Raw genomic sequence first — 24,433 nt, forward strand, 5'->3', positions numbered from 1 at the left:
GCGATTCGGCAGGAGCCGAGGGCTTTACGCAGAAGCAGAAACATGCATTTCTGACGCAAATCTACACCTCCTCTTGGGGGTATTTTCTGGGAGGAAATCATGTCTAAGACATTGATTTTGTGTAACTGTTCGAAAAGTATGCCGTTGAATACAGAGGGCTTCGACTCTGTTGGCACGGTGCAATGCTCCAAAGTGAACACCCCCCTTGGCGCAGCTGAGATGCAAACCGCTGCACAGCTATTGCAGTCCGCCGAAGACCCCACAACAACCTGCGTCACCTGCACCCAGGAACAGCGTTTTTTCGCCGAGCTTGCGGACGAATTGTCCCTGCCTGAACCCACCTTTGTCGACCTGCGCGATCGCGCGGCTTGGTCAGAGGAAGGCACCAGTGCCGGACCCAAATCTGCCGCCCTTCTGGCGGACGGTTTGCGGACCACCCCGGCCACCAAAACCTTCGACATCACCTCCGAGGGCCTCTGCCTGATCGTGGGACCGGAAGAAGCTGCCCTCGCTGCCGCACGTCAGCTAAAAGACTTCTTGAGCGTCACCGTTCTCCTTGCGCCCGGAACCGACGCGCCGGAAGATCGCGACTTTGACGTGGTCGCCGGGCAGTTGAAAAAAGCCTCCGGTGCGCTTGGCAATTTCACCGTTGAAATCGACGCGCTGCAACAAGTGAACTCATCCGAACGCGGCGCAGCAACCTTTGGTGAGCCGCGCAACGGCGCCAAAACCACCTGCGACATCCTGCTCGACTTGCGTGGCGAGACACCGCTTTTCCCTGCACCGGAAAAACGCGAAGGCTATCTGCTGGCGGACCCAAAGAGCCTGCCTGCCACCCACGCTGCCATCTTTGAGGCCTCCCATCTGGTTGGTACCTTTGAGAAACCACTCTACCTGTCACTGGAACCCAGCATCTGTGCCCACTCTCGCGCGGAACAGACCGGGTGTTCCAAATGTCTGGACGTCTGCCCAACGTCGGCAATCCGCCCCGCAGGTGACCACATCGACATTGATCCCAACATCTGCGCCGGCTGCGGTTCTTGTGCCGCGCTCTGCCCATCTGGCGCCATCACCTATGATGACCCACCGGTTAGCGCGCTCTATGCCCGCATCAATAGTTTGGCCGAAGCCTACCGCAATGCTGGCGGCGAGACCCCACGCCTCTTGGTGCACGACCGCAAATTTGGTGCCGAGCTGATCGCACTGGCCGCCCGACATGATCGTGGTTTGCCCGCCAAAGTGATTCCGCTGGACCTCGAACGCGTGAGCGGCTTTGGCCACGCCGAAATGCTGGCTGCGCTCTCCAGCGGCTTTGTTGGTGTGGACGTGTTGGCCGCGCCAACCACGGACCGCGGCGCACTCGACAGTGAGCTGCTGCTGGCGCAAGCGCTCATCGGTGACAGTGACGCCCTGCGCATTCTGGACCCGGCAGAACCCACCGCACTCTGTGATGCGCTTTATGGCGCGGCCAGCGGCCTGTCCGGCATTACGCCCGTACTGCCTTTAGGCAATCGCCGCCAAGTCACCCGCCTCGCGGTGAAAGCGCTGCATGGCGTTCTAAACACACCGCTGCCTCTGCCGGAAAACGCCCCTTACGGCGCGGTGCTTGTCGACAAAGACGCCTGCACGCTCTGCCTCTCCTGCGCGTCCCTCTGCCCGGCGGGCGCTTTGGGGGACAATCCAGACAAACCGCAGCTGCGCTTTCAGGAAGACGCTTGCCTGCAATGTGGCCTCTGCACCCACGTCTGCCCGGAAAACGCCATCTCCTTGGTGCCCCAGATGAACACTTCAGACGCTGCACTGTCCCAGCAGATTGTGCATGAAGAAGAACCGTTTGACTGCATCGAATGTGGCACGCCATTTGGGGTGAAATCCACCATCGAGCGTATTGTTGAGAAGCTCGAAGGCAAACACGCCATGTTTGCCACCTCAGACGCCGCCCGCATGATCCGCATGTGTGACGATTGCCGCGTAAACGCGCAGTTCCATCAGGAAAACAACCCGTTTGCAGGCAACGATCGCCCACAAGTCCGCACCTCTGAAGACTACTTTAGCAAGCGCCGCGATCACTGATGGACAACCGGCGCTCCCAAATTTGCCGGGGCCATGGTCGCGGTGTAGGCCACGATGTTCTCCAGCTCCTCCAGCGTCAAGGTGACGGGGCTGATCGGGGACGGGCGGGTCTCGTCAAACGGTTCGGTAACGTCGGGAATGATGGTGAAAGAGGGATGCGGGTTCAGCGCGTAAAACGCCCAGAATCGTTCCATCCAGCCATCCAGACTGCGCAGCACCGCAAAGCTGGGCGTGGAGCCAATGCCGTTCATTCGGTTAACGTCGCCAACAACATGGCAGCGGCCACAGGCGCTCAGAGCCAGTTCCGCCCCGCGCGCAGCATCGCCGTCCAATTCCGCCTCAACCTCAGCCTCAACCGCCACAATCGGCACCTCAAACACCGGCTGCCCGTCCTGTTTGAAACTCAACACCGTGCGCTGCCCAACGTCCCCCGTCAGCCAGTCCGCCAATGTCGCCATATGCGGGTCATCCGTCTGGTGCACGGTCAGGCCGAAGTTGGCCCCATCTCGCGAAAAAACTGCTGTATCGCCACCGCTGATCAGGCTGCCTGCGGCGGCGCCTTCGGCCACAATGGTCACCCGCACGCCGTGTTTCAACGTGAACCGGGGCAACATGAATTTAATGACACCGCTGTCTTGCAGCTCCGGCGCGACCAAAAGCGTCGTGGTTTTGCCTTGCGCCCAAACGGTACCAGCGACACAAATGGCAACCGCAGCCAAAGCCACAACACTCAAAGACCGAAAAACTTCCATGACTCAAACCTAGGCCTGCGCCACGGCATGCGTCAACATGGACCCAAGTAGAATGCCCTAGGCAGAAGGATATCCACCTATGAGCGAAGATTTTAATATGAGCATGCGCAAGTTCCTCAAGCAGGTTGGCGTCACCAGCCAGCAAGCGATCGAGGACGCCATGCGCTCCGCCGGGGCCGAGGCCACCGACGGCAAAGAGTTCACCGCCAAGATGGTGCTAACCATTGATGGCCTGGACATGGAGCATGTTGTCACCGGTCAGATCAAAGGGCGTGGCTAAATGGCAAACCGCGACGATATTCTGAACATCCTCAAAGGCTTCACTGATCCCGCTTCTGGATCTGATCTGGTGGCCTCCGGCATGGTTCGCGCACTGAACGTGGATGGCGGCGAAGTCCGCTTTGTGCTGGAAATCGACCCGGCCCGCGCGCAAGCGATGCAACCGATGAAGGTTGAAATCGAGGACAAACTAAACGCGCTGGACGGCGTGGACAGCGTCTCCATCGTTATGACCGCACATGCCGCCTCCAAGCCGCCACCGGACCTCAAGGGCTCCCGCCCAGCAGAGCCGCAAGGCCCGCAAAAGATCCCTGGCATCGACCGTATTCTGGCCGTGGCCTCCGGCAAAGGTGGCGTCGGCAAATCCACCGTGTCTGCCAACCTCGCCGCCGCTCTGGCCGCTGAAGGCCGCCGCGTGGGCTTGCTCGACGCGGATGTTTATGGCCCGTCGCAGCCCCGTATGCTGGGTGTTTCTGGGCGCCCGTCGAGCCCCGACGGCAAAACCATCCTGCCAATGCGCAACCACGGGGTCACTATGATGTCGATTGGCCTCATGACCCGCGAAGAAGAAGCGGTTGTCTGGCGTGGCCCAATGCTGATGGGTGCGTTGCAACAAATGATGAGCCAAGTCCAATGGGGCGCGCTGGATGTGCTGATCGTGGATCTTCCACCGGGCACCGGCGACGTACAGATGACTTTGGCGCAAAAGGCGGAACTGACCGGCGCGCTCGTGGTTTCTACGCCACAGGACATCGCGCTTCTGGATGCCCGTAAAGGCATCAACATGTTTGAAAAACTCGGCACGCCAATTGTCGGTATGATCGAGAACATGAGCACGCACATCTGCTCCAAATGCGGCAACGAAGAGCACATCTTTGGTCACGGCGGTGTGGCTGCGGAAGCGGAAAAACTCGGCGTACCGCTGCTTGCGGAGATCCCATTGGCGCTGGACATCCGTGTGGCCGCTGACGGAGGTGCACCCATTGTGGTCTCCAAACCAGACAGCTCACAGGCACAGTCCTTCCGCACCCTCGCGCGCCAGCTGATCGAGGACGGCAACGCATGAGTGAGGCCCCGCAATTCCCGCCGCTTTTTGAAGGGCTCGCACTGACCGGCAGCGCGGATCCTTTTGCCAAGGCCAAGACTCAAGCGATCATGGGATGTGACGCGGGGCTTGTTGTCTACAACCTTGCCGCGGATCAGCTGCGCGCCGCCATTGTCTTTGCCCCTGAGGTGCCTTTGACCGAGGCCATGCCGGTGCTGATCAGCTGTGCCATCGGCTTTCAAAACGCCCTTGGCGCATTGGCTCCACCGGAAGTGGCGGTGCATCTGGACTGGCCCGGCGGCATCTTGGTCAATGGCGCGCGCTGTGGCCAGATGCGCGTGGCGGCCTCCACGCAAGAGGCGGGCGAAGTGCCGGACTGGCTGGTGGTCGGTTTGGACTTACCGTTGATCCCAGCCAACACTGACACGCCCGGCGACACTCCAAACCAAACAGCCCTCTATGAAGAAGGCTGTTTGGACGTGCGCCCCGATGAGCTGCTTGGCGCATGGGTGCGGCACACGCTGGTCTGGGTCAACCGGATGGAAGACGAAGGCCTCAAGCCGCTCACCACCGAATGGCGCGGTCTCGCACACAACCTCGGCGAAGAGATCGAATGGGCCTTTGGCGAGACACAAGAAACCGGCACTTTTGTTGGCACAGACGAACACTTTGGCGCGCTCCTGCGCAGCGGCGAAGACACCCGCCTGCTGCCGCTCGGCCGCCTCTTGGAAGGAGACAGCTGATGCTTCTGGCACGTGCAATCCATTTTGATGAAAGCGACCAGCGGGTCTTCTTCAACCCTGCCCGCACCGGCGAATGGGCGATCAGCGGCGGCTTTGAGTTTTCCAACTGGTCTGAGGCGGATCTGACCGGCAAGGCACGCCAAGCATTTGCCAACGGCTGGCTGGGTGTGGAAACCTTTGGCCGTGTGACCTTTGTCGCGGTGACCACCATCGAGCCGGCAGAGGTTGAAGCGCTGACAGATGCGCTCGCCCAACATTTTGTGGAGGTCTACGGCGCGCCTTCGGTTGAGGCTGCGCGTCCTGTGGCAGCAGAGGAAATTGCCCATATGGCGGATCTCTGCGCCGAGCATGAGGCCAACACGCTTCTGACCGTGGCCCGGGAACTCACCGAAGCCGGTGTGAAAGAGCAATTCCGCAGCATCGCCCCTGCGGAGGCCGAGTTGGAGCAATTTGCAGTGCACGTCACCCCAGACGAGTGACGTGCACCCACACGTTTACTGTTCCGCGTTGAAGATAAACAGGCGGCCACCTTTCAAAGTGTAGCCGTCAATCAATTCTTTGGCGCGGTCACTCACCAGCCAGGCTTCCAGCTTGTTGGCCAGTTCGGTTTTCACGTGACCGTGCTTCTCCGGGTTCACCGGAATATACGCATACTGGTTGAACAGTTCCGGATCGCCAGAATACAGCAGCGCCAGGTCGCCCTTGTTGCCAAACTTGAGCCAGCTTGCGCGGTCGCTCATGATGTAGCCGTTCATGCCGGACGCGGTGTTCAGGGACGCGCCCATGCCAGCGCCAGCTTCCTTGTACCAATCCACCGAACGCGCATCCGCATCGACACCAGCCTCAGCCCAGAGCGACAGCTCTTTCTTGTGCGTTCCGCTGTCATCGCCACGGCTCACGAACGCCGCTTTGGCTTCGGAAATCCCTGTCAGCGCGTCCACAACACTTTTGGCATCAGCAATCTTGGCTGGGTCGGCATTTGGACCAATCAGCACAAAATCATTGTACATGATCTCACGACGGTGCGTGCCGTAGCCGCCCGCAACAAACGCTTCTTCCGCTTTCTTGGAATGCACCAAAATTGCATCCACGTCACCGGCTTCGCCCAAACGCAGCGCCTGACCAGTGCCAACAACCAAAAGCTGCACTTCCAGCCCCAGATCTTTCTGGATTTCCGGCAACAAAACATCCGACAGGCCCGAGTTGTGGAACGAGGTTGTGACCGCCATTTTCATGGTGTCTGCCGATGCCATGGCGCCACTCAATACCAAGGCCACCGCGGCAAGCGTTGTACCAAACTTCATTCGACTATGTCTCCATTAATAAATGCGCGCGCTTCACTTGTTTTGGGTGAGGCAAAAAATTCCGCTGCAGGGGTCTGCTCCAGAATGTGACCGTGGTGGATGAACCAAACATCCTCCGCCAGCCGCCGTGCCTGACCAATGTCGTGCGTGGACATCACCACGCGTGTGCCGTCTTTGAACGCCTGCATCAGCAGCGTTTCAAATTCCCGCGTCGCCCGGCCATCCAGATTGGCGCAGGGCTCATCAAGGAACAAAATTTCAGGTTTGCGGATCAAAGCCCGAGCCAGTGCCAGCTTCTGTCGCTCCCCGCCAGACAACACTGTGGCTTGTTTCTGAGCACTGTCAGCCAAGCCAACCCGCTCCAACCACTCTGCGGCGCGCGACCGCGCATCCTTCTTGGACACCTTATGGGTCATCAGCGGATAGGCCACATTATCAAGCGCAGTACGCCGCATCATGATCGGCGCCTGAAACACAAACGCCTGAAGCGCACGGGCGTCTTCCTCCGGGATTTGCCACTCAAGCGACCCACCGCCAGACACCCGCTCCATGCCGTGCAACAAACGCAGAAGCGTGGTCTTACCGGCCCCATTTGGCCCCATCACAATCGACAGACCAGTGTCACTCACTGTGGTGGTCACCGGCCCAAGCAGCGTTTTGCCACGCCGCCGCACCACCGCATCTTTCACCGTCAGAGGAAGAATAGAGGTCACCATCGGCCACTCACCTCCGTCCGCGACAAGGTGTGGATCAACAGGTTCACCACCACCGCCAAGCCAATCAGCACAAAGCCCAAGGCCAGGGCGAGGGAGAAGTTGCCTTTTCCGGTCTCCAGCGAAATTGCGGTCGTCAAAACACGCGTGGCATTGTCGATGTTGCCGCCCACAATCATGATTGCACCCACTTCACCAATGCCTCGGCCAAATCCCGCCAATGAGGCTGTCAGGAGCGCCCGACGTCCATCCCACAACAGGGTGGCAATACGCTGCCAGCGGGTGGTGTTCATGGAAATCAACAGATCATGGTACTGCGCCCATAGTTCGCGAATGGCCTGATGGGCAATCGAAGCAATCAGGGGAGTGAGAATAATCACCTGCGCAATGATCATCGCTGTGGGTGTGAACAACAATCCAAACACCCCAAACGGCCCCGCCCGTGACAACAACAGATAGACAATCAGCCCCACCACCACTGGAGGCAGTCCCATCAACGCATTGAGCGTGGCAATCACAAACCGGCGAAAGCGGAACCGACGCACCGCCAGCCAACAGCCCAGCGGCAACCCTATCGCGGACGCAATGGCCACTGCGGTCAGAGTGACCTGCAACGAGCGCAGCGAAATCTCGATCAGATCCGCGTCAAAAGTGATGATCAGTCGGCCCGCTTCCAGCAGGCCTGCCAGTAATTCATTCATGCAACCGCTCTGGTGCCCCTCCCTGCGGCCTGCCCTCCCGGCGGCCGGAGCGTGCCACTCCTATGGCAGGCTCATCTGTTGTCATTGTGCCATTTCGCCACGGAGGCAAGAGGGCGGTTTCACTTTCCCAAATCACCCTAACGCAGCCCCCCGAATTGGCGCAAATTGTCCACTCGCTCCAAAGCCAAAATGTCATTTTGTCCCAAGAGTTTTAGGCAGGATTATCCCCTCAAAACAAAGAAACATGTCCAACTGGTCAAATTTCCCTTGGCAGGACGCCCTGCATCAACAACACTCTCCCCAATCGGGAGAAAAGACCAATCGGGAGGACCGTCATGACCCTGCGCAAACCTATTTCCAAACTACTGGCCGCCGGTGCCGCCATGGCGATCAGCGCCACCACCGCTCTGGCTCAAGACGTGACCCTGCGTATGCACCAGTTCCTGCCGCCGCAGGCCAATGTGCCAAAGCTGATTTTGGACGTCTGGGCGGATGCCATTGAGAAAGACAGCGAAGGCCGCATCAAGATCGAGCGCTATGCTGCCATGTCCTTGGGCGGTAAGCCACCAGAGCTGATGGACCAGGCCATCGACGGTGTTGCCGACATCGTCTGGACCGTGGTCGGCTACACCCCAGGCCGCTACCCGTCCACCGAAGTGTTTGAACTGCCCTTCATGGTCGAAGACGCACGCGCGGGCTCTTATGCCTATGCGAAGATGTTTGACGCCCACATGAAGGACACTGAGTTTAAGAACCTGAAGATCTTTGGCACCTGGGTGCATGGACCGGGCATGTTCCACACCAACGCAGCGGTCTCCTCCCCGGATGACCTCAAAGGCATGAAAATTCGCGGCGGCTCGCGCTTGGTCAACGAACTGCTGAAACTGACCGGCGCCTCGCCAATCGGCATGCCTGTGCCAGCTGTGCCAGAAGCGCTGTCCAAAGGTGTCATTGATGGCACCACCATCCCATGGGAAGTTACCGCCGCACTGAAAGTGCCGGAGCTGGTTGGCAACCACACCGAGTTTGAAGGCAACGCGCTTTACACGCTGACCTTTGTGCTGGCGATGAACAAAGATCGCTACGAATCCATGCCAGACGATCTGAAAGCGGTGATGGACAAGAATTCCGGTGTGGAATTCTCCATCTTTGCTGGTGGTGTGATGCAGGACATGGACGCCCCCGCACGTGATCTGGCTGTGGCCCGTGGCAACAACATCGTGACAGTGTCTGCCGAAGATGCCGCCAAATGGGCTGAGGTTGTGCAGCCAATCTACACCACTTGGATTGCCGACATGGACAAACGTGGCCTCGACGGTCAGGCCATGATCGACGAAGCCAAAGCGCTGATGGAAGAGTACAAAAAGAACAACATGTAACTTCACACCATCGCGAACAAGATTGGCCGCAGCCCCGTGCTGCGGCCTTTTTGTTTGCCGTCAGCAGCATACCGCAAAACGATGTCTCACGCCTTACGGGCTGTATCGCGCCTTGTCCTTTTTTGAGGTTGCGACCCTAACGGACCTACCGTTTTGCCAAAACGCAACTTAGCTTGAAGTGTGAAAGCACAAGCAAAGGAGGCGCTTATGCCCCGCCAAACCCAAGGCCGCGGCCGCCGTTATGACAGCATTCTGGACACAGTCGGCGACACCCCAGTTGTCCGCCTCAATCGGATTGCGCCCAAACATGTAAACATGTTTGTGAAATTCGAAGCCGCCAATCCAGCAGGTTCCGTGAAAGACCGCCTTGCGCTCAACATCATTGAAGCCGCGGAAAAAGACGGCCGCCTGAAACCCGGCCAAACCGTGGTGGAAGCCACCTCTGGCAACACCGGCATCGGCCTTGCCATGGTCTGCGCCGCCAAAGGCTACCCGCTGGTCATCACCATGTCTGAGGCCTTCTCGGTAGAACGTCGCCGGCTGATGCGGTTTCTCGGTGCGAAAGTTGTGCTGACTCCTAAGGCGCAAAAAGGCTTTGGCATGTACAAAAAGGCACAAGAGTTGGCCGAGCAAAACGACTGGTTCCTCGCCAGCCAGTTTGAAACCGCTGACAACGCCGACATGCACGAGAACACCACCGCCCGCGAAATCCTGAACGATTTTGCAGGCACCTCACTGGATTACTGGGTCACCGGCTACGGCACCGGCGGAACGGTTGCTGGTGTGTCGCGGGTTCTGCGCCGCGAAAGCCCGGACACCAAGATCATCTTGTCCGAACCGGCCAATGCGGCGCTTGTCGACTCCGGCTACATCAACACGCGGGACGACGCCAATCAGGCCACCGAAAGCCACCCTGCGTTCGAACCCCACCCAATTCAGGGCTGGACCCCGGACTTCATCCCGTGGGTGCTGCAGGAGGCGCTGGACAAAAACGGCTACGATCAGCTGATCAAAACACCGGGACCGGATGGCATCACATGGTCGCAACGCCTCGCGTCTGAGGAAGGCATCTTGGTGGGCATCTCGGCTGGCGCCACTTTGGCCGCAGCCATTGAAGTCGCAAAATCCGCCCCAGACGGGTCCAACATCCTTGTGATGCTGCCCGACACCGGTGAGCGCTACCTTTCCACGCCGCTGTTTGACGGCATTGCAGAGGGCATGTCGGACGAAGAGATCACCATCTCCCACTCCACGCCCAGCGCGCAGCTCTAAAAAAACAAAAAGGGTCGCTCAATCGAGCGACCCTTTCCGTAAACAATGATCAGTGCGATCAGCCGTTCACGCTGTCTTTCAACGCTTTGGCGATGGTCATTTTCACAACCTTGTCCGCGTCTTTCTTGATCTGCTCACCAGTTGCTGGGTTGCGAACCATACGCTCAGGACGCTCACGGCAGTAAATTTTGCCAACGCCTGGCAGGGTCACTGCGCCACCAGCGGATACTTCACGGGTGATCAGCGCGCAAACGGCTTCCAGAGATGCGCCTGCGGATTTCTTGTCAGAGCCCATTTCTTCGGCCAGAGCGGCAACGAGTTGGGTCTTGGTCATCGGTTTTGCCATTTCAGGTCTCCATTAGTCTGCCCGATTAGTAGGGCCTCACGCCCGGCATTTAACGGGATGTTGTGGGTGAACACAATAAATTGTGTGCCAAAAAACGGTGTTTTTAAGGGTTTTCCACAGATTTTCGTAGGGTCAGAGGAAGGCAGTCTCATCAAATGAGCGCAATTTCCGCGAATGTAGCCGTTCCAGAGGCATTTCGCGCAGGCTTTCCATAGCGCGGATGCCAATCAACAAATGCCGCGCGACCTGTGTCTTATAGAAGTCTGAGGCCATGCCGGGAAGCTTTAATTCACCATGCAGCGGCTTATCACTCACACAGAGCAACGTCCCGTATGGCACGCGGAATCGATAGCCATTTGCGGCGATGGTGGCGCTCTCCATATCCAATGCAATCGCCCGTGACTGGCTCAACCGCTGCACCGGCCCGGTGTGCTCGCGCAATTCCCAGTTCCGGTTGTCAATCGTCGCCACCGTGCCGGTCCGCATCACCCGCTTTAACTCAAAACCGGACAGCTTGGTCACCTCTGCCACCGCACTCTCCATCGAGGTCTGCACTTCGGCAAGCGCCGGAATAGGCACCCACACCGGCAGGTCATCATCCAGCACGTGATCTTCACGCAGATACGCATGCGCCAGTACAAAGTCGCCAAGGCTTTGCGAATTCCGCAAACCTGCGCAATGTCCGACCATGATCCAGGCGTGAGGCCGCAGCACCGCAATGTGGTCTGTTGCGGTTTTGGCATTGGACGGGCCAACCCCAATATTCACCAAAGTGATGCCAGAGCCATCTTCCCGCTTGAGGTGATAGGTTGGCATCTGCGGCTGCTTATCCACCGGGGCAATCTGCGTTTCCGCGTCCGAAATCTCCACGTTCCCCGTGCTGACAAAGCTGGTGTAACCCGACTTCGGATCATCCAGCATCTGCCGTGCATAGGCTTCAAACTCGGTCACATAGAACTGGTAGTTGGTGAACAACACGTGGTTCTGGAAATGCTCCGGATCGGTGGCTGTATAGTGGCTCAACCGCGCCAGCGAGTAGTCCACCCGTTGTGCAGAGAAAGGCGCCAAAGGGGCAACGCCGTTGATCTCCGCCGTGCCATTGACAATATCATCGTTGGTGGTCGACAGGTCCGGCACATCAAAAATGTCCCGCAGGGTGAAATCCGCCGCACCTTCTTGCGGCACGGTCATATCCGTCCGCGCAGCTACGGCAAAATGCACGGGGATGGGCGTGGACGACGGGCCAACAACAACCGGCACGCCGTGGTTTTCCAACAGCAACGCAATCTGCTGCTCAAGATAATGGCGGAACAAATCAGGGCGCGTGACGGTGGTGGCATGCACACCGGGTTCCGCCACGTGACCAAAGCTCAACCGGCTGTCAATCTGGGCAAAGCTGGTCGTGGTGATCCTGATCTCTGGATAAAACGCACGAATACGGTGCCCGTCCGGCCCTTTGCGCAGCGCCCGACGGAACTGGTCACTCAGATAGCTGGTCGACAGGTGATACAGCTCTTCCAAACGCGCCACGGCCGCTTTGGCATCTGTAAAGGCTTCCGGGGCGGGGACTGCGGGGGAGTGCACGGGGATATTCTGTGGTGTCATTGCGCAGCCTTGATTACCTCGGTCATTTCAAATTTTGTCACATCCACCAGCCCCAGGTCGGAAATCCGCAATTCCGGGATCACCACGAGGGCCAGCAGGGAGTGTTGCATATAAGCGTTGTTCAGCGTGCAACCGCAAGCCTCCATCGCCTCCACCATCTTCTGCGCCTTGGCCGCGACCTCAGTGGCAGGCGCATCCGACATCAATCCGGCTATCGGCAATTCCACCAAAGCCAGTTCTTCGCCGTCTTTAATCACGGTGACGCCACCGCCAACTTCGCCAAGCCGGTTGGCCGCCATCGCCATCATCTCGCGATCTGTGCCCACCACAATCATATGGTGGCTGTCATGCGCCACGGTGGAGGCCATCGCCATGCGGCCTTTGTAGCCAAAGCCCGACACAAACCCGTTCACTACTTCACCAGTCGCTCGGTGCCGCTCCACCAGTGCGATCTGCGCCACATCCTTCTCTATATCGCCCTGAGCCAGGCCATCCGTGACGGACAATTCGGCGGTCAACGCTTTGGTTGGCGCTTGATTTTCAATCACCCCAATCACATTGGCGGTGACCTGCGTGGCCCCCTCTGGTGCCTTGACTTCAAAGTCCGCTGCCGTCCGCGCACGCCCCATGTTCACCGTCTGCCACGCATGTGCGGGCCAGTCATAATGTGGGCAATCCACCAACACTTTTCCGTCCTGCGCCACGGTCTTGCCGCGCGCAATCACATGCTCAATGGGCAGCGTTTTGAGATCTGACGTTAGGATCACATCTGCCCGCCGACCCGGAGCAATAGAACCCAAATCTCGCTCCAAACCAAAATGCGTCGCGGTGTTGATCGTCGCCATCTGCAACGCCACCAACGGGTCACATCCACAGTCAATCGCATGGCGCACCACTCGGTTCATGTGCCCGTCATTCACCAACGTGCCGGAATGGCTGTCGTCAGTACACAGAATGAAGTTACGCGGATCGAGACCTTTTTCGGTGATCGCCGTGATCTGTGTCTCCACATCATACCAGGCGGAGCCCAAGCGCATCATCATGCGCATACCTTGCCGCACGCGGGCAATGGCGTCCGCCTCACAGGTGCCTTCATGATCGTCTGCCGGTCCGCCCGCTACATAAGCATGGAAAGGGGTTCCCAAATCCGGCGACGCATAGTGCCCCCCCACGGTCTTGCCCGCGTTCTGAGTCGCGGCAATCTCAGCCAACATCTGCTGGCTGCCATTGATCACACCCGGGAAGTTCATCATCTCCCCAAGCCCAATGATACCGGGCCATCCCATGGCCTCGCTCACGTCATCCGGGCCAATCTCAAACCCCGTGGTCTCCAGCCCTGGTGCCGACGGTGCGCAACTTGGCATCTGAGTGAAGATGTTGATCGGCTGCATCAGTGCCTCATCGTGCATCATCCGCACGCCTTCCAGACCCAAGACATTGGCAATCTCATGCGGATCAGTGAACATCGTCGTGGTGCCATGCCCCATCACAGCGCGGGCAAACTCCGCCGGGGTCAACATGCCGCTTTCGATATGCATATGCCCGTCACACAGACCCGGGATCATAAACCGCCCGTTGGCCTCAATGACCTCCGTCTGCGTTCCTTCGCAATGGCTGGCGTCTGGCCCAACATAGGCGATCCGCCCTTCAGCCACGGCAATATCGTGATCCGCCAGCACCTCGCGGGTGTGCACATTGACCCATTGGCCTTTGCGAATGATGAGATCAGCTGGCTCGCGGCCCGCGGCCACAGCAACAAGACGGGGGGCCATATCTGCCCAAGATTGAAAATGCTTCTGTTCCATGGCCCACGGTGCCACGGGTGTCTGCCATGTTCAACCACACCGAATATGAAGCTTTTACAAAAGGAGCTTTAGGAGAAGACTGAAAGGACAGAGGGAGCCAGCCCCCGCGCGCTGTGCGCCCTCCCCCCGGGATATTTGGGGCAAGAAGAAGCAGACGGCACCACGACCGGTCAAAAACGACGTCGCAAACACGCTTGACCACCAAGCCCTCGCAATGCTCCGCTGCCCCAAACAAAGAGAGATCCATGACCGTTACAGAGCTGCACCGCAACATCAAGCACTGGCAAGAGCGTGTTGATATGGCAGCGGCCTTCCGCTGGACCGCGCGCCTCAATATGCACGAAGGCGTGGCCAACCACTTCAGCCTTGCGGTGAATGACGATGGCACGCGATTTTTGATGAACCCCAATCAGAAGCACTTTGCCCGCATCAAAGCCAGTGACCTGCTGGAGATAGATGCGAATGATCCCGAAACCCTGAAAGGTCCAAATGCGCCTGACCCCACCGCCTGGGGCCTACATGGTGGCGTGCACCGCCACTGCCCCCACGCGCGCTGTGTGATGCATGTGCACTCGATATTCGCGACCGTCTTGGCGTCTTTGGCGGACAGCACATTGCCACCGATCGATCAGAACTGCGCCACGTTTTATGACCGCATTGTGGTGGATGACGGCTATGGTGGCCTCGCTTTTGAAGACGAAGGCGAACGTTGTGCAGCGCTGCTCACAGATCCCAAAAAGAAAGTCATGGTCATGGGCAACCATGGCGTGCTGGTGATTGGCGACGGCGTCGCGGATACCTTTAACAGGCTCTACTATTTTGAACGTGCGGCTGAGACCTATATTCGTGCCTTGCAGACCGGGCACCCGCTGCGGGTTCTGCCGCATGAGATTGCCGAAAAAACGGCGCAGGAGCTGGAGCAGTATCCGGAGCAAGACGTGCGCCATCTTGCTGAGTTGAAGGCCATACTGGACGAAGAAGGCAGCACTTACGCCACCTAGCACCCCTTGCGCAGCGCCTGTGGCGTGGTGGCAAACTCTGCCCGAAACGCCCGCGTCATCGCCGCCGGATCACCATAACCGCTGCGCAGCGCCACCTCCGCGACGCTCAAATCCGTGTCCACCACCAGCTTGCGTGCCAGATTGAGCCGCAAGCGCCGATACACCACCGCCGGCGTGGCCCCAAGCTCCGCCAACATCCGCGCTGCAAGGAATTTCTGTGTCACACCTGCCCGGCGCGCCACTTCAGGTAAGGCCAAAGGCTCTTCCAAGTGATCCTGCATCACCGCCAACGCGCGGTTCACCACCCGCCCTGCAGGCGTCGCCCCACCTTCGTGAGACCGCGCGCTGTCGCGCGTCATGAAGAGCTGCGCCACCTGCAAGGCCAACGCCTGCCCAAAGTCGCGTCCGATCAGATACATCACCAAATCAAACGCCGCCATGGCCCCGGAACAGGTCACCCTCGGCCCATCAATCACAAACCGTTCGCGCTCCGCTATGACATCCGGAAATCGCTCCGCAAAAGCGGTGAGTTCTTCCCAGTGAATGGTGGCGCGATGCCCCTCCAGCAAGCCTGCTTCCGCCATCAACCAACTGCCCGTGTCCATGCCACAGACCGTGCCAAACCGCTTGGCCGCCGCCCGCAGGGCGCTCTGCGACTGCCACCCCGCATGGTCCTTAAACCCATACGACGGCATCACCACCAGCATGTCGCCGGAGGTCTCACTGAGCCGACCATGAGGCGTCACTGGCAACTGACTCGAGCTGTGCACCGCCGTGCCGTCCAGAGACAAAAACGCCCAGTCAAAGAGCGTTTTGCCCGACAGCGTATTGGCCGCGCGCATCGGTTCCACGGTGTTTGCCAAACAATGGTTGGAAAACCCGTCAAACAGCAGAACCCCAATTTTCTGCGGCACAGCGGATGTATTTGACCAAATCTGCATAGTGGAACGCTATTCCCGCATGATCTAGCTGGTCAAGCGCGCTCTGTTGGTGGCAGCCATATGAGGAAGCGTGCCATGCAGTTTGATCTGACCGAAGAGCAGGAGATGATTGTCTCCACCGTCCGCAGCTTCGTAGAAAATGAGATTTATCCTTATGAAGATGAGGTCGAGCGCACAGGTGAAATTCCCGAAGGTCTGGGCGAACAGATCAAACAGAAAGTCATCGACCTTGGTTTTTATGCCTGTAACTTCCCCGAAGAGGTGGGGGGCGCGGGTCTGAACCACCTTGAGTTCACTCTGGTGGAACGCGAGTTGGGGCGTGGCTCCATGGCGCTCACGCATTTCTTTGGCCGGCCGCAAAACATCCTCATGGCTTGTGAAGGGGAGCAGAGAGACCGCTATCTGCTGCCTGCTGTGCGCGGCGAACGCATGGACGCTTTGGCCATGACCGAACCCGGCGCCGGGTCCGATGTGCGCGGAATGAAATGCGCCGCCGTGCGCGATGGTGGCGACTGGGTGATCAACGGCAACAAGCATTTCATCAGCGGCGCGGAACACGCCGACTTCTTCATTGTCTTTGTCGCCACCGGCGAAGACCAAACCCCAAAAGGCCCCAAAAAGCGCATCACCACCTTCCTTGTGGACCGCGACACACCGGGCTTCACCGTGCGGGACGGCTACAAATCGGTGAGCCATCGCGGCTACAAAAACATGGTGCTGGAGTTTGACGACTGCCGCCTGCCGGACGCACAAGTTTTGGGAGAGGTCGATGGCGGTTTTGCAGTGATGAACGAATGGCTCTACGCCACCCGCATCACAGTCGCCGCTTTCTGTGTCGGCCGCGCTCGCCGCGCCTTTGACTATGCACTGGACTACGCGGCACAACGTGAGCAATTTGGCCAGCCTATCGGCAGGTTCCAGGGCATCGGTTTTCAAATCGCCGATATGATCACTGAGATCGACGCCGCTGACCTGCTGACGCTTTCCGCCGCAGCACGCCTTGATCGCGGGTTGCCGTCCAACCGCGAAATTGCCTCCGCCAAGCTCTACGCCACCGAAATGCTCGCCCGCGTGACCGACGCGGCGATCCAGATCCACGGCGGCATGGGGTTGATGGACGACTACCCGCTGGAACGCTTCTGGCGCGACGCGCGGGTCGAACGCATTTGGGACGGCACCAGCGAAATCCAACGCCACATCATCAGCCGCGACCTGCTGCGGCCATTGGGGGCCTGATGGAAAGCGTTGTGTTGCGCACGCGCCTGCGGCACAACCTCGACACACCATCGAGAGAGCCGCCCTATGAAACCATCCGTCACCATCACCTATTGTGTGGGCTGCAACTGGCTGCTTCGCGCGGGCTGGATGGCGCAAGAACTGCTGTCCACCTTCAAAGACGATCTCGCTGGGGTAACCATTGCCCCAGCCGACGTGCCCGGCACCTACAAGGTCACGGTCGACGACAGGGTGATTTGGAACCGCAAACGCGACGGTGGATTTCCGGAAGCCAAAGAGCTGAAAAAACGCCTGCGCGATGTGATCGAACCGGACCGCGATTTGGGGCACCTGGACCGCAGCAATTGAACGCAGCGCCCTGTATCGTGGGGGCCAGCCCCCACACCCCCGGAGTATTTGTTGTCAGAAGAAGCCATGGATCCGCCCCCCGAAGAGTAGACATTGACCGGGGGGCTTCTCCTGACGCGGCCATCGGCGCTCCCGCCTGTACCGCGTTTTTATCTTTCCGCACCGTGGTTAACAAAGGGTTACCGTTTTTGACCAAAAACACCGCTAGTGGCACCACATCTGCTGTCGCGGGGTCCAAGCGATGACCCGTGATCTCTCCCGCTTGATCCGCCCCAAATCCATTGCCGTTGTTGGCGGCGGTGCCTGGTGCAGCGACGTCATTCGCCAAATTCAAAAGATTGGCTTCAAAGGTGACATTTGGCCCGTGCATCCCAAATCTCGCCAGGTTTTGGGGCTGACTGCCTATGTCTCAATAGACGCCTTGCCCGAAGCCCCGGACGCAACCTTCATCGGTATCAACCGCCACGCAACACTCCAGATCGTAAAAGATCTCGTAGCAAAGGGCGCAGGCGGCGCCGTGTGTTTTGCCTCCGGCTTTTCCGAAGCAGCTTCCGAAGATGCCTCCGGTGGTGAATTGCAAGCCGATCTGGTGGCCGCCGCAGGCAACATGCCAATCCTCGGCCCCAACTGCTACGGCCTGATCAACGCGCTGGACGGCGCCGCCATCTGGCCGGACCAACACGGCTGTAAACGTGAAGATAACGGCGTCGCCATCCTCACGCAAAGCTCCAACATCGCGATCAATCTCACCAACCAACAACGCGGCCTGCCCATTGCCTATGTCGCCACCTGCGGAAACATGGCCCAGCTCAACCAGGCCGACATCGCCTCGGCTTTGCTTGACGACCCGCGCGTCACCGCGCTTGGCTTGCACATCGAAGGCTTCACCAACCTGCGCGCCTGGGAGGCGATGGCCGCCAAAGCTTATGCCAAGGGCATCCCCGTTGTGGCCTTGAAAGTGGGCGCCAGCGATGAGGCCCAGTCCGCCACTGTCAGCCACACTGCCTCTCTTGCAGGTAGCGACGCAGGCGCCAATGCCCTGATCAAGCGCCTCGGTTTTGCCCGCGTACACGACCTGCCGGTGTTTTTGGAAACCCTGAAACTGCTGCATTTTTCCGGCCCGTTGGCGGTACCTACGCTGGCCTCGATCAGTTGCTCCGGTGGCGAGGCCAGCCTTATGGCCGACACAGCACTGAACAGCGGCCTTGCCTTCCCGCCCCTGTCTGAAAGTCAACGCACACATTTGGCCGAAGCCCTCGGCTCAATGGTCGCACTCGCCAACCCGCTGGACTACCACACCTATATCTGGCGCGATGCCGATGCGATGGCCGAAGCCTGGTCTGCCATGATGACATCAGAGATTGGCCTGACATTCTCCGTGGTGGATTACCCGCCGGAAAACCGCTCTGATTGGGACTGTGCCACCGACGCCGCAATCAAAGCGCACAAAACCACAAAACGCCCGATGGCCGTGGTCGCCAGCTTGCCTGAACTTCTGCCACCCGACGTGACCCAAACCCTGATCGAAGGCGGTGTGGTGCCCATGCACGGCCTGCGTGAGGCTATCTCTGCCGCCGCCGCCACCACACAAATCTCCGCCCCCGAGACCACACCCTTGGCGCTCGCCCCGACCGAACGGCCCCAGACACCTTATGTTCTCACCGAGCATGAGGCCAAAACTGCGCTCGCCACCCATGGCCTCACCATTCCACAAAGCATCTGCGTGACCGGCGCCCACGCTCTCACCAAAACCGCAGGAACCCTGACGCCCCCTCTGGTGCTCAAAGGCCAAGGCATCGCCCATAAAACCGAAGCCGGAGCAGTGAAGCTGAACCTGACCGCCACTGATCTGCCCGACGCAGCTCACGCCATGCCAACCGACAGCTTCCTGATCGAGGAAATGGTCGATGACGGCGTCGTTGAGTTGCTTATCGGCGTAACTCACGACCCGGCCCATGGCTTTGTTCTCACCATCGCCGCTGGCGGCACGCTCACCGAAATATTGTCAGACAGCGCATCGCTCTTAGTTCCGGCCAGCCCAAAATCCATCCGCGCCGCACTGACGTCGCTCAAAATCGCCCCGCTGCTCACCGGCTATCGCGGCGCGCGCCCTGCCAACATCGACGCCATTCTCCAAGCCATCGACGCGTTGCAAGCCTATGTGCTTGCCAACCTCGACAGCTTGCAAGAGGCTGAGATCAACCCGCTGATCTGCACACCCACCCGCGCGGTGGCCGCAGATGCGCTGATACGAAAGGACATGTCATGAGTGACAGCCCGGTCAAAACCCGCCGAGACGGCGCCATTCTCGAGGTCACACTCGATCGCCCCAAAGCCAATGCCATTGATCTGGCCACAAGTCGCATCATGGGCGAAGTCTTCCGCGATTTCCGTGACGATCCGGATCTGCGCGTGGCCATCCTCACCGGCGGGGGAGACAAATTCTTCTGCCCCGGTTGGGACCTGAAAGCGGCCGCCGATGGAGACGCCGTGGATGGCGACTATGGCGTCGGCGGTTTTGGCGGCTTGCAAGAACTGCGCGACATGAACAAACCGGTGATTGCCGCCGTAAATGGCATCGCCTGCGGCGGTGGCTTGGAGCTGGCCCTCTCCGCCGACATCATCCTCGCCGCAGATCACGCCAGCTTTGCGCTGCCGGAAATCCGCTCCGGCACCGTGGCGGATGCCGCCTCGGTAAAACTGCCCAAGCGCATCCCTTACCACATCGCCATGGAGCTCCTACTCACCGGCCGCTGGTTTGACGTCGACGAAGCCCACCGCTGGGGGCTGGTGAATGAAATCCTACCAGCTGACACACTGATGGACCGCGCCTGGGAACAAGCCCGCTTGCTGGCATCTGGTCCGCCACTGGTCTACGCCGCCATCAAAGAAATTGTGCGCGACGCCGAAGACGCCAAGTTCCAGGACGCGATGAACCACATCACCCAACGCCAGCTGCGCAGCGTGGATGTGCTTTATGACAGCGAAGATCAACTCGAAGGCGCGCGGGCTTTCGCTGAAAAGCGCGACCCTGTCTGGAAAGGCAAATAGCCGGGCGCCAGATCTTTAGGCATCAGCCAATCCCCCACGCCGCTGTGACAATTATTCACTGCCATGGCTCTTGTGCCTGCCTGACCACAGGCGCAGAGTACCCCCATGACCAAGACCCTGCTTTCGCTCGGCCACGGCTACACCGCCCAGGCCCTCGCCACCCGTCTTCTACCGCAAGGCTGGACCATTCTCGGCACTTATCGCGACCCGGCACAAGAGGCCGATTTACGCGCCCAAGGCATCACACCGCTGCAGTGGCCGATCAGTTTTGACACCGCGCTCAAAGATGTCACGCATGTGCTGACCTCGATCCGCCCGGACAAAGACGGCGATCCGGTTTTGCGCCTGGGCAAAGACGCTCTTCAGAATGCCGCGCCCAATCTCGAATGGATCGGCTACCTCTCCACCACAGGGGTTTACGGCGATATGGATGGCGGCTGGGTCGACGAAGACACCCCGCTTGATCCCGGTGGCCATCGTGGCAAAATGCGCGTATTGGCAGAAGCCGAATGGCAAGCCTTGCCCGAGCTGCCGCTGCACATCTTCCGGCTCGCTGGCATCTACGGCCCCGGTCGCGGCCCTTTTGCCAAACTGCGCAACGGCACCGCCCGCCGCATCATCAAAAAAAACCAAGTCTTCTCCCGCGCCCATGTCGATGACATTGCCCAAGTGCTGGAAGCGTCGATGAAAACTCCGAATGTGGGCCAAATCTACAATGTCTGTGATGACAGCCCGGCCCCGCCGCAAGACATCCTCGCCTATGCCGCTGAGCTACTCGGCATGGACCCACCGCCGGAAATCCCCTTTGAGGAGGCGGAGATGAGCCCCATGGCGCGCAGCTTCTATTCCGACAGCAAACGCGTGCGCAATGACCGCATCAAAGAGGAGTTGGGCGTGGTCTTAAAATACCCCAACTACCAAGACGCGCTCAAATCCATGCTGGACGGAGAAACCGCCCCTTAGACTTCAGTTGGCCAAAAATATTCCGGGGGCTTGGGGGCTGGCCCCCACTCTTACGCAGCCTTACGCCCGCTTGCTGTCCAGCGTTGTGATACCCAGCGCATCCAGCACCTTGGCCTCAATCTGCTCGGCATTCATCGCTGCCACATCATACATCGCCTTCGGACTGGCCTGATCAATGAACGTGTCCGGCAGCACCATAGAGCGGTACTTCAGCCCACCATCAAACACGCCTTCTTCCGCCAATAGCTGCGCCACATGGCTGCCAAAGCCGCCCACAGCACCTTCTTCAATGGTGATCAGCGCCTCGTGCTTGGCCGCCAGATCCAGGATCATGTCCCGGTCCAAAGGCTTGGCAAACCGCGCATCTGCAATCGTCGGGGTGATGCCCCGCGCCGCCAGTGCCTCCGCCGCCTTGCGGGTCTCTTCCAGCCGCGTGCCAAAGGACAACAGCGCCACGCGACTGCCTTCCTGCACCACACGGCCTTTGCCGATCTCCAGCACCTCACCGCGTTCCGGCAGCTCAACACCCACGCCTTCGCCACGCGGGTAGCGGAAGGCAATCGGCCCGTCATCATAGGCCGCCGCTGTGGCCACCATATGTTTCAGCTCAGCTTCATCCGCCGCCGCCATCACCACCATGCCCGGCAGGTTGGCCATAAAGGCGATGTCAAAACTGCCCGCATGGGTCGCGCCATCGGCGCCAACAAGGCCTGCACGGTCAATTGCAAACCGAACCGGCAGACGTTGGATGGCCACATCGTGCACAACCTGATCATAGCCACGCTGCAAGAACGTCGAATACATCGCACAGAATGGCTTCATACCCCCTGCTGCCAGAGCGGCAGAGAATGTCACGCCATGCTGTTCGGCAATCGCCACGTCAAAACACCGGCTTGGATAGCGTTCGGCAAACAGGTTCAACCCTGTGCCATCTGGCATCGCAGCCGTGACCGCACAAATCCGGCTGTCCTCAGCGGCTTCTTCCACCAGCGCATTGCCAAACACCGAGGTATAGCTCGGGGCATTCGACGGCGCTTTGTGCTGCTTGCCGGTGGGCACATCAAACTTCGCCGTGGCATGGCCTTTGTCGCGTGCAGCTTCGGCAGGGGCATAGCCCTTGCCCTTTTTGGTGATCACATGCAGCAGCACCGGCCCGGTCGCACGCTGGCGCAAGGTGCGCAGCAACGGCAGCAGTTGGTCCATGTCATGCCCGTCAATCGGCCCCACGTAAGAGAATCCCAACTGCTCAAACAGCGTGCCGCCCACGGTCATACCTTTGAGCACATCTTTGGCCCGCTTGGCGCCTTCGCGGAACGGTTCCGGCAACAGGCTCACCGCGCCCTTGGCGGCCGACTTCAGCTCCTGAAACGGCTCACCCGCATAGAGACGGCTGAGATATTCACTCATCGCCCCCACGGGTGGCGCAATCGACATGTCATTGTCGTTCAGGATCACAAACATACGCTTGCCCAGATGACCCGCGTTGTTCATCGCCTCATAGGCCATGCCCGCCGTGATCGACCCATCGCCAATCACCGCAATCGCATCGCCTAGCCCACCGTCACATTGCCCACCCAAGTCACGCGCCACGGCAAAGCCCAACGCGGCGGAAATTGAGGTTGAGCTATGCGCCGCACCAAAAGGGTCAAACACGCTCTCACTGCGCTTGGTGAAACCGGACAGGCCATCTTCCTGACGCAGAGTGCGAATCCGATCCCGACGGCCGGTCAAAATCTTATGCGGATAACACTGGTGGCCCACATCCCAGACCAACTTGTCGCGCGGCATGTCAAACACCGCGTGCAGCGCCACGGTCAGTTCCACCACACCCAAACCTGCGCCCAGGTGCCCGCCCGTCTCACTCACCGCGGAAATCGTTTCAGAGCGCAGCTCATGCGCAATCTGCGTCAACTCACTGTCCGAAAACCGTTTTAGGTCTTCAGGCAAGTTCACTTGATCCAACAATGGGGTCTGGGGTCTCGCTGACATAGGCGCGCCTTCCGGTTAGCTGTCCCGCGAGATAACGAAACGCGCCGCCTCCCGCAAGGTATCCGCGTCCTTACCGTAAACAGAAAGCGCGTCACATGCATCCGTCACAAGGTCGCGGGCGCGCTGTTTGGCACCTTCAAGGCCTAACAACGAGACAAAGGTGGCTTTGCCAGCCTCAGCATCTTTGCCAACAGCCTTGCCAACCTTGGCGGCATCGCCTTCCACATCCAGAATATCATCTGCAATTTGGAACGCCAAACCCAAGTCCAGCGAGTAGCGCATCAACGGTTCAATATCCGCTTTGCCCATCACCGCGCCTGCCGTGGCCGACCACGCGATCAACGCGCCAGTTTTGCCCGCTTGCAGCCGTGTGATCTCTTGCAACGTCAAAGGCACCGGCGCAGTTTCTGCCGCGATGTCCAATGCTTGGCCCAACACCATGCCCTGCGCCCCGGCTGCTCGTGCCAACGACACAGTCAACTCTGCACGCACCGCTGGATCGTCATGACATTCATCCCGGCTCACACACTCAAACGCGAGCGTCTGCAACGCGTCACCCGCCAACACGGCGGTGCACTCATCCCATTTGATATGGGTGGTCGGTAGCCCACGGCGCATGTCATCATCATCCATGCAAGGCAGATCATCATGCACCAGCGAATAGGCGTGCATCGCCTCAATTGCCGTTGCGGGCCAGATCGCCTGTTTGCCATCCACCCCATGCAATCGCGCACTTTCCAGCACCAGAAACGCCCGCAGCCGCTTGCCACCCGCACTGGCGTAACGCATGGCCTCCACCACCGGCAAATCGCCAAATGGTTTCATGACTTCAAGCAGATGGGCTTCCACCTGTGTGGCGGTTTCTTTCAGACGTGTCTCAAACATCA

The 24,433-nt window shown here is 59.3% G+C and carries 23 protein-coding genes; 13 read left to right on the plus strand and 10 right to left on the minus strand.

Annotation, left to right across the window (positions count from 1 at the left end):
* Nucleotides 1-99 precede the first annotated feature (99 nt).
* Nucleotides 100-2,073, plus strand: coding sequence for a 4Fe-4S binding protein (locus JXR15_RS02985; RefSeq protein ID WP_422051751.1), 1,974 nt, complete (start codon nt 100-102; stop codon nt 2,071-2,073).
* On the opposite strand, the gene JXR15_RS02990 is transcribed toward JXR15_RS02985, so the two are convergent.
* Complete coding sequence (locus JXR15_RS02990) at nt 2,067-2,825, minus strand: hypothetical protein (RefSeq protein ID WP_422051752.1); 759 nt, start codon at nt 2,823-2,825, stop codon at nt 2,067-2,069. The genes JXR15_RS02985 and JXR15_RS02990 overlap by 7 nt on opposite strands.
* Before the next feature lie 79 nt (nt 2,826-2,904).
* Between JXR15_RS02990 and JXR15_RS02995 the strand changes: the two genes are divergently transcribed.
* Genes JXR15_RS02995 through JXR15_RS03010 form a run of 4 tightly spaced genes read left to right on the plus strand, consistent with a single transcriptional unit; the run spans nt 2,905 to nt 5,371 of the window.
* Complete coding sequence (locus tag JXR15_RS02995) at nt 2,905-3,105, plus strand: DUF6494 family protein (protein WP_295176848.1); 201 nt, start codon at nt 2,905-2,907, stop codon at nt 3,103-3,105.
* Nucleotides 3,106-4,170, plus strand: a complete 1,065-nt coding sequence (locus JXR15_RS03000) for an Mrp/NBP35 family ATP-binding protein (RefSeq protein WP_422051753.1) — start codon at nt 3,106-3,108, stop codon at nt 4,168-4,170. It begins immediately after the preceding gene.
* Complete coding sequence (locus JXR15_RS03005; RefSeq protein ID WP_422051754.1) at nt 4,167-4,892, plus strand: DUF4444 domain-containing protein; 726 nt, start codon at nt 4,167-4,169, stop codon at nt 4,890-4,892. The genes JXR15_RS03000 and JXR15_RS03005 overlap by 4 nt, the downstream gene beginning before the upstream one ends.
* Complete coding sequence (locus JXR15_RS03010; RefSeq protein WP_422051755.1) at nt 4,892-5,371, plus strand: DUF6505 family protein; 480 nt, start codon at nt 4,892-4,894, stop codon at nt 5,369-5,371. The genes JXR15_RS03005 and JXR15_RS03010 overlap by 1 nt, the downstream gene beginning before the upstream one ends.
* 15 nt (nt 5,372-5,386) lie before the next feature.
* On the opposite strand, the gene JXR15_RS03015 is transcribed toward JXR15_RS03010, so the two are convergent.
* The 3 genes from JXR15_RS03015 to JXR15_RS03025 are packed head-to-tail and all read right to left on the minus strand — an operon-like array spanning nt 5,387 to nt 7,610.
* A complete protein-coding gene (locus tag JXR15_RS03015; protein ID WP_422051756.1) occupies nt 5,387-6,196 on the minus strand; it encodes a substrate-binding domain-containing protein in 810 nt (269 codons plus the stop codon).
* Entirely contained in the window at nt 6,193-6,912 is a 720-nt protein-coding gene (locus JXR15_RS03020; protein WP_422051757.1) for an ATP-binding cassette domain-containing protein, read from the minus strand. Before JXR15_RS03020 ends, JXR15_RS03015 begins: the two co-directional genes overlap by 4 nt.
* A complete protein-coding gene (locus tag JXR15_RS03025; RefSeq protein WP_422051758.1) occupies nt 6,906-7,610 on the minus strand; it encodes an ABC transporter permease in 705 nt (234 codons plus the stop codon). The genes JXR15_RS03020 and JXR15_RS03025 overlap by 7 nt, the downstream gene beginning before the upstream one ends.
* Nucleotides 7,611-7,945: 335 nt before the next feature.
* Between JXR15_RS03025 and JXR15_RS03030 the strand changes: the two genes are divergently transcribed.
* A complete protein-coding gene (locus JXR15_RS03030) occupies nt 7,946-8,989 on the plus strand; it encodes a TRAP transporter substrate-binding protein (protein WP_422051759.1) in 1,044 nt (347 codons plus the stop codon).
* 207 nt (nt 8,990-9,196) lie between these two features.
* Entirely contained in the window at nt 9,197-10,261 is a 1,065-nt protein-coding gene (gene cysK, locus JXR15_RS03035) for a cysteine synthase A (protein ID WP_422051760.1), read from the plus strand.
* Nucleotides 10,262-10,319: 58 nt separating this feature from the next.
* Here the strand turns inward: cysK and JXR15_RS03040 are convergent, their stop codons facing one another.
* The 3 genes from JXR15_RS03040 to ade all read right to left on the minus strand — a co-directional run bounded on the left by JXR15_RS03040 (nt 10,320) and on the right by ade (nt 14,017).
* Nucleotides 10,320-10,607, minus strand: a complete 288-nt coding sequence (locus JXR15_RS03040; protein ID WP_164644014.1) for an HU family DNA-binding protein — start codon at nt 10,605-10,607, stop codon at nt 10,320-10,322.
* A gap of 132 nt (nt 10,608-10,739) precedes the next feature.
* The gene (locus tag JXR15_RS03045; RefSeq protein ID WP_422051761.1) at nt 10,740-12,212 is read right to left on the minus strand and encodes an AMP nucleosidase; all 1,473 of its coding nucleotides are present in this window, start codon (nt 12,210-12,212) and stop codon (nt 10,740-10,742) included.
* A complete protein-coding gene (gene ade, locus JXR15_RS03050; protein ID WP_422051762.1) occupies nt 12,209-14,017 on the minus strand; it encodes an adenine deaminase in 1,809 nt (602 codons plus the stop codon). The genes JXR15_RS03045 and ade overlap by 4 nt, the downstream gene beginning before the upstream one ends.
* Before the next feature lie 245 nt (nt 14,018-14,262).
* Here ade and JXR15_RS03055 point away from each other — a divergent pair, with 245 nt between their 5' ends.
* Nucleotides 14,263-15,018, plus strand: coding sequence for a class II aldolase and adducin N-terminal domain-containing protein (locus tag JXR15_RS03055; RefSeq protein WP_422051763.1), 756 nt, complete (start codon nt 14,263-14,265; stop codon nt 15,016-15,018).
* Here the strand turns inward: JXR15_RS03055 and JXR15_RS03060 are convergent.
* Entirely contained in the window at nt 15,015-15,959 is a 945-nt protein-coding gene (locus tag JXR15_RS03060; RefSeq protein WP_422051764.1) for a GlxA family transcriptional regulator, read from the minus strand. The genes JXR15_RS03055 and JXR15_RS03060 overlap by 4 nt on opposite strands.
* Nucleotides 15,960-16,034: 75 nt before the next feature.
* On the opposite strand from JXR15_RS03060, the gene JXR15_RS03065 reads away from it, so the two are divergent.
* The 5 genes from JXR15_RS03065 to JXR15_RS03085 all read left to right on the plus strand — a co-directional run bounded on the left by JXR15_RS03065 (nt 16,035) and on the right by JXR15_RS03085 (nt 21,557).
* The gene (locus JXR15_RS03065; protein WP_422051765.1) at nt 16,035-17,195 is read left to right on the plus strand and encodes an acyl-CoA dehydrogenase family protein; all 1,161 of its coding nucleotides are present in this window, start codon (nt 16,035-16,037) and stop codon (nt 17,193-17,195) included.
* Between the two features lie 66 nt (nt 17,196-17,261).
* Nucleotides 17,262-17,543: a SelT/SelW/SelH family protein gene (locus JXR15_RS03070; RefSeq protein ID WP_422051766.1), complete on the plus strand. Its 282-nt coding sequence runs from the start codon at nt 17,262-17,264 to the stop codon at nt 17,541-17,543.
* Nucleotides 17,544-17,784: 241 nt separating this feature from the next.
* Entirely contained in the window at nt 17,785-19,812 is a 2,028-nt protein-coding gene (locus JXR15_RS03075; protein WP_422051767.1) for an acetate--CoA ligase family protein, read from the plus strand.
* The gene (locus JXR15_RS03080) at nt 19,809-20,594 is read left to right on the plus strand and encodes a carnitinyl-CoA dehydratase (RefSeq protein WP_422051768.1); all 786 of its coding nucleotides are present in this window, start codon (nt 19,809-19,811) and stop codon (nt 20,592-20,594) included. The genes JXR15_RS03075 and JXR15_RS03080 overlap by 4 nt, the downstream gene beginning before the upstream one ends.
* Nucleotides 20,595-20,699: 105 nt before the next feature.
* Nucleotides 20,700-21,557, plus strand: coding sequence for an SDR family oxidoreductase (locus JXR15_RS03085; protein ID WP_422051769.1), 858 nt, complete (start codon nt 20,700-20,702; stop codon nt 21,555-21,557).
* Between the two features lie 60 nt (nt 21,558-21,617).
* Here the strand turns inward: JXR15_RS03085 and dxs are convergent, their stop codons facing one another.
* Nucleotides 21,618-23,546 (minus strand): 1-deoxy-D-xylulose-5-phosphate synthase, encoded by a 1,929-nt coding sequence (gene dxs, locus JXR15_RS03090; RefSeq protein WP_422051770.1) that lies wholly within the window; start codon nt 23,544-23,546, stop codon nt 21,618-21,620.
* 15 nt (nt 23,547-23,561) lie between these two features.
* Complete coding sequence (locus JXR15_RS03095) at nt 23,562-24,431, minus strand: polyprenyl synthetase family protein (RefSeq protein ID WP_422051771.1); 870 nt, start codon at nt 24,429-24,431, stop codon at nt 23,562-23,564.
* Nucleotides 24,432-24,433 lie beyond the last annotated feature (2 nt).

The sequence above is a fragment of the Shimia sp. genome (assembly GCF_049116215.1).
Taxonomy (GTDB): Bacteria; Pseudomonadota; Alphaproteobacteria; order Rhodobacterales; family Rhodobacteraceae; genus Shimia.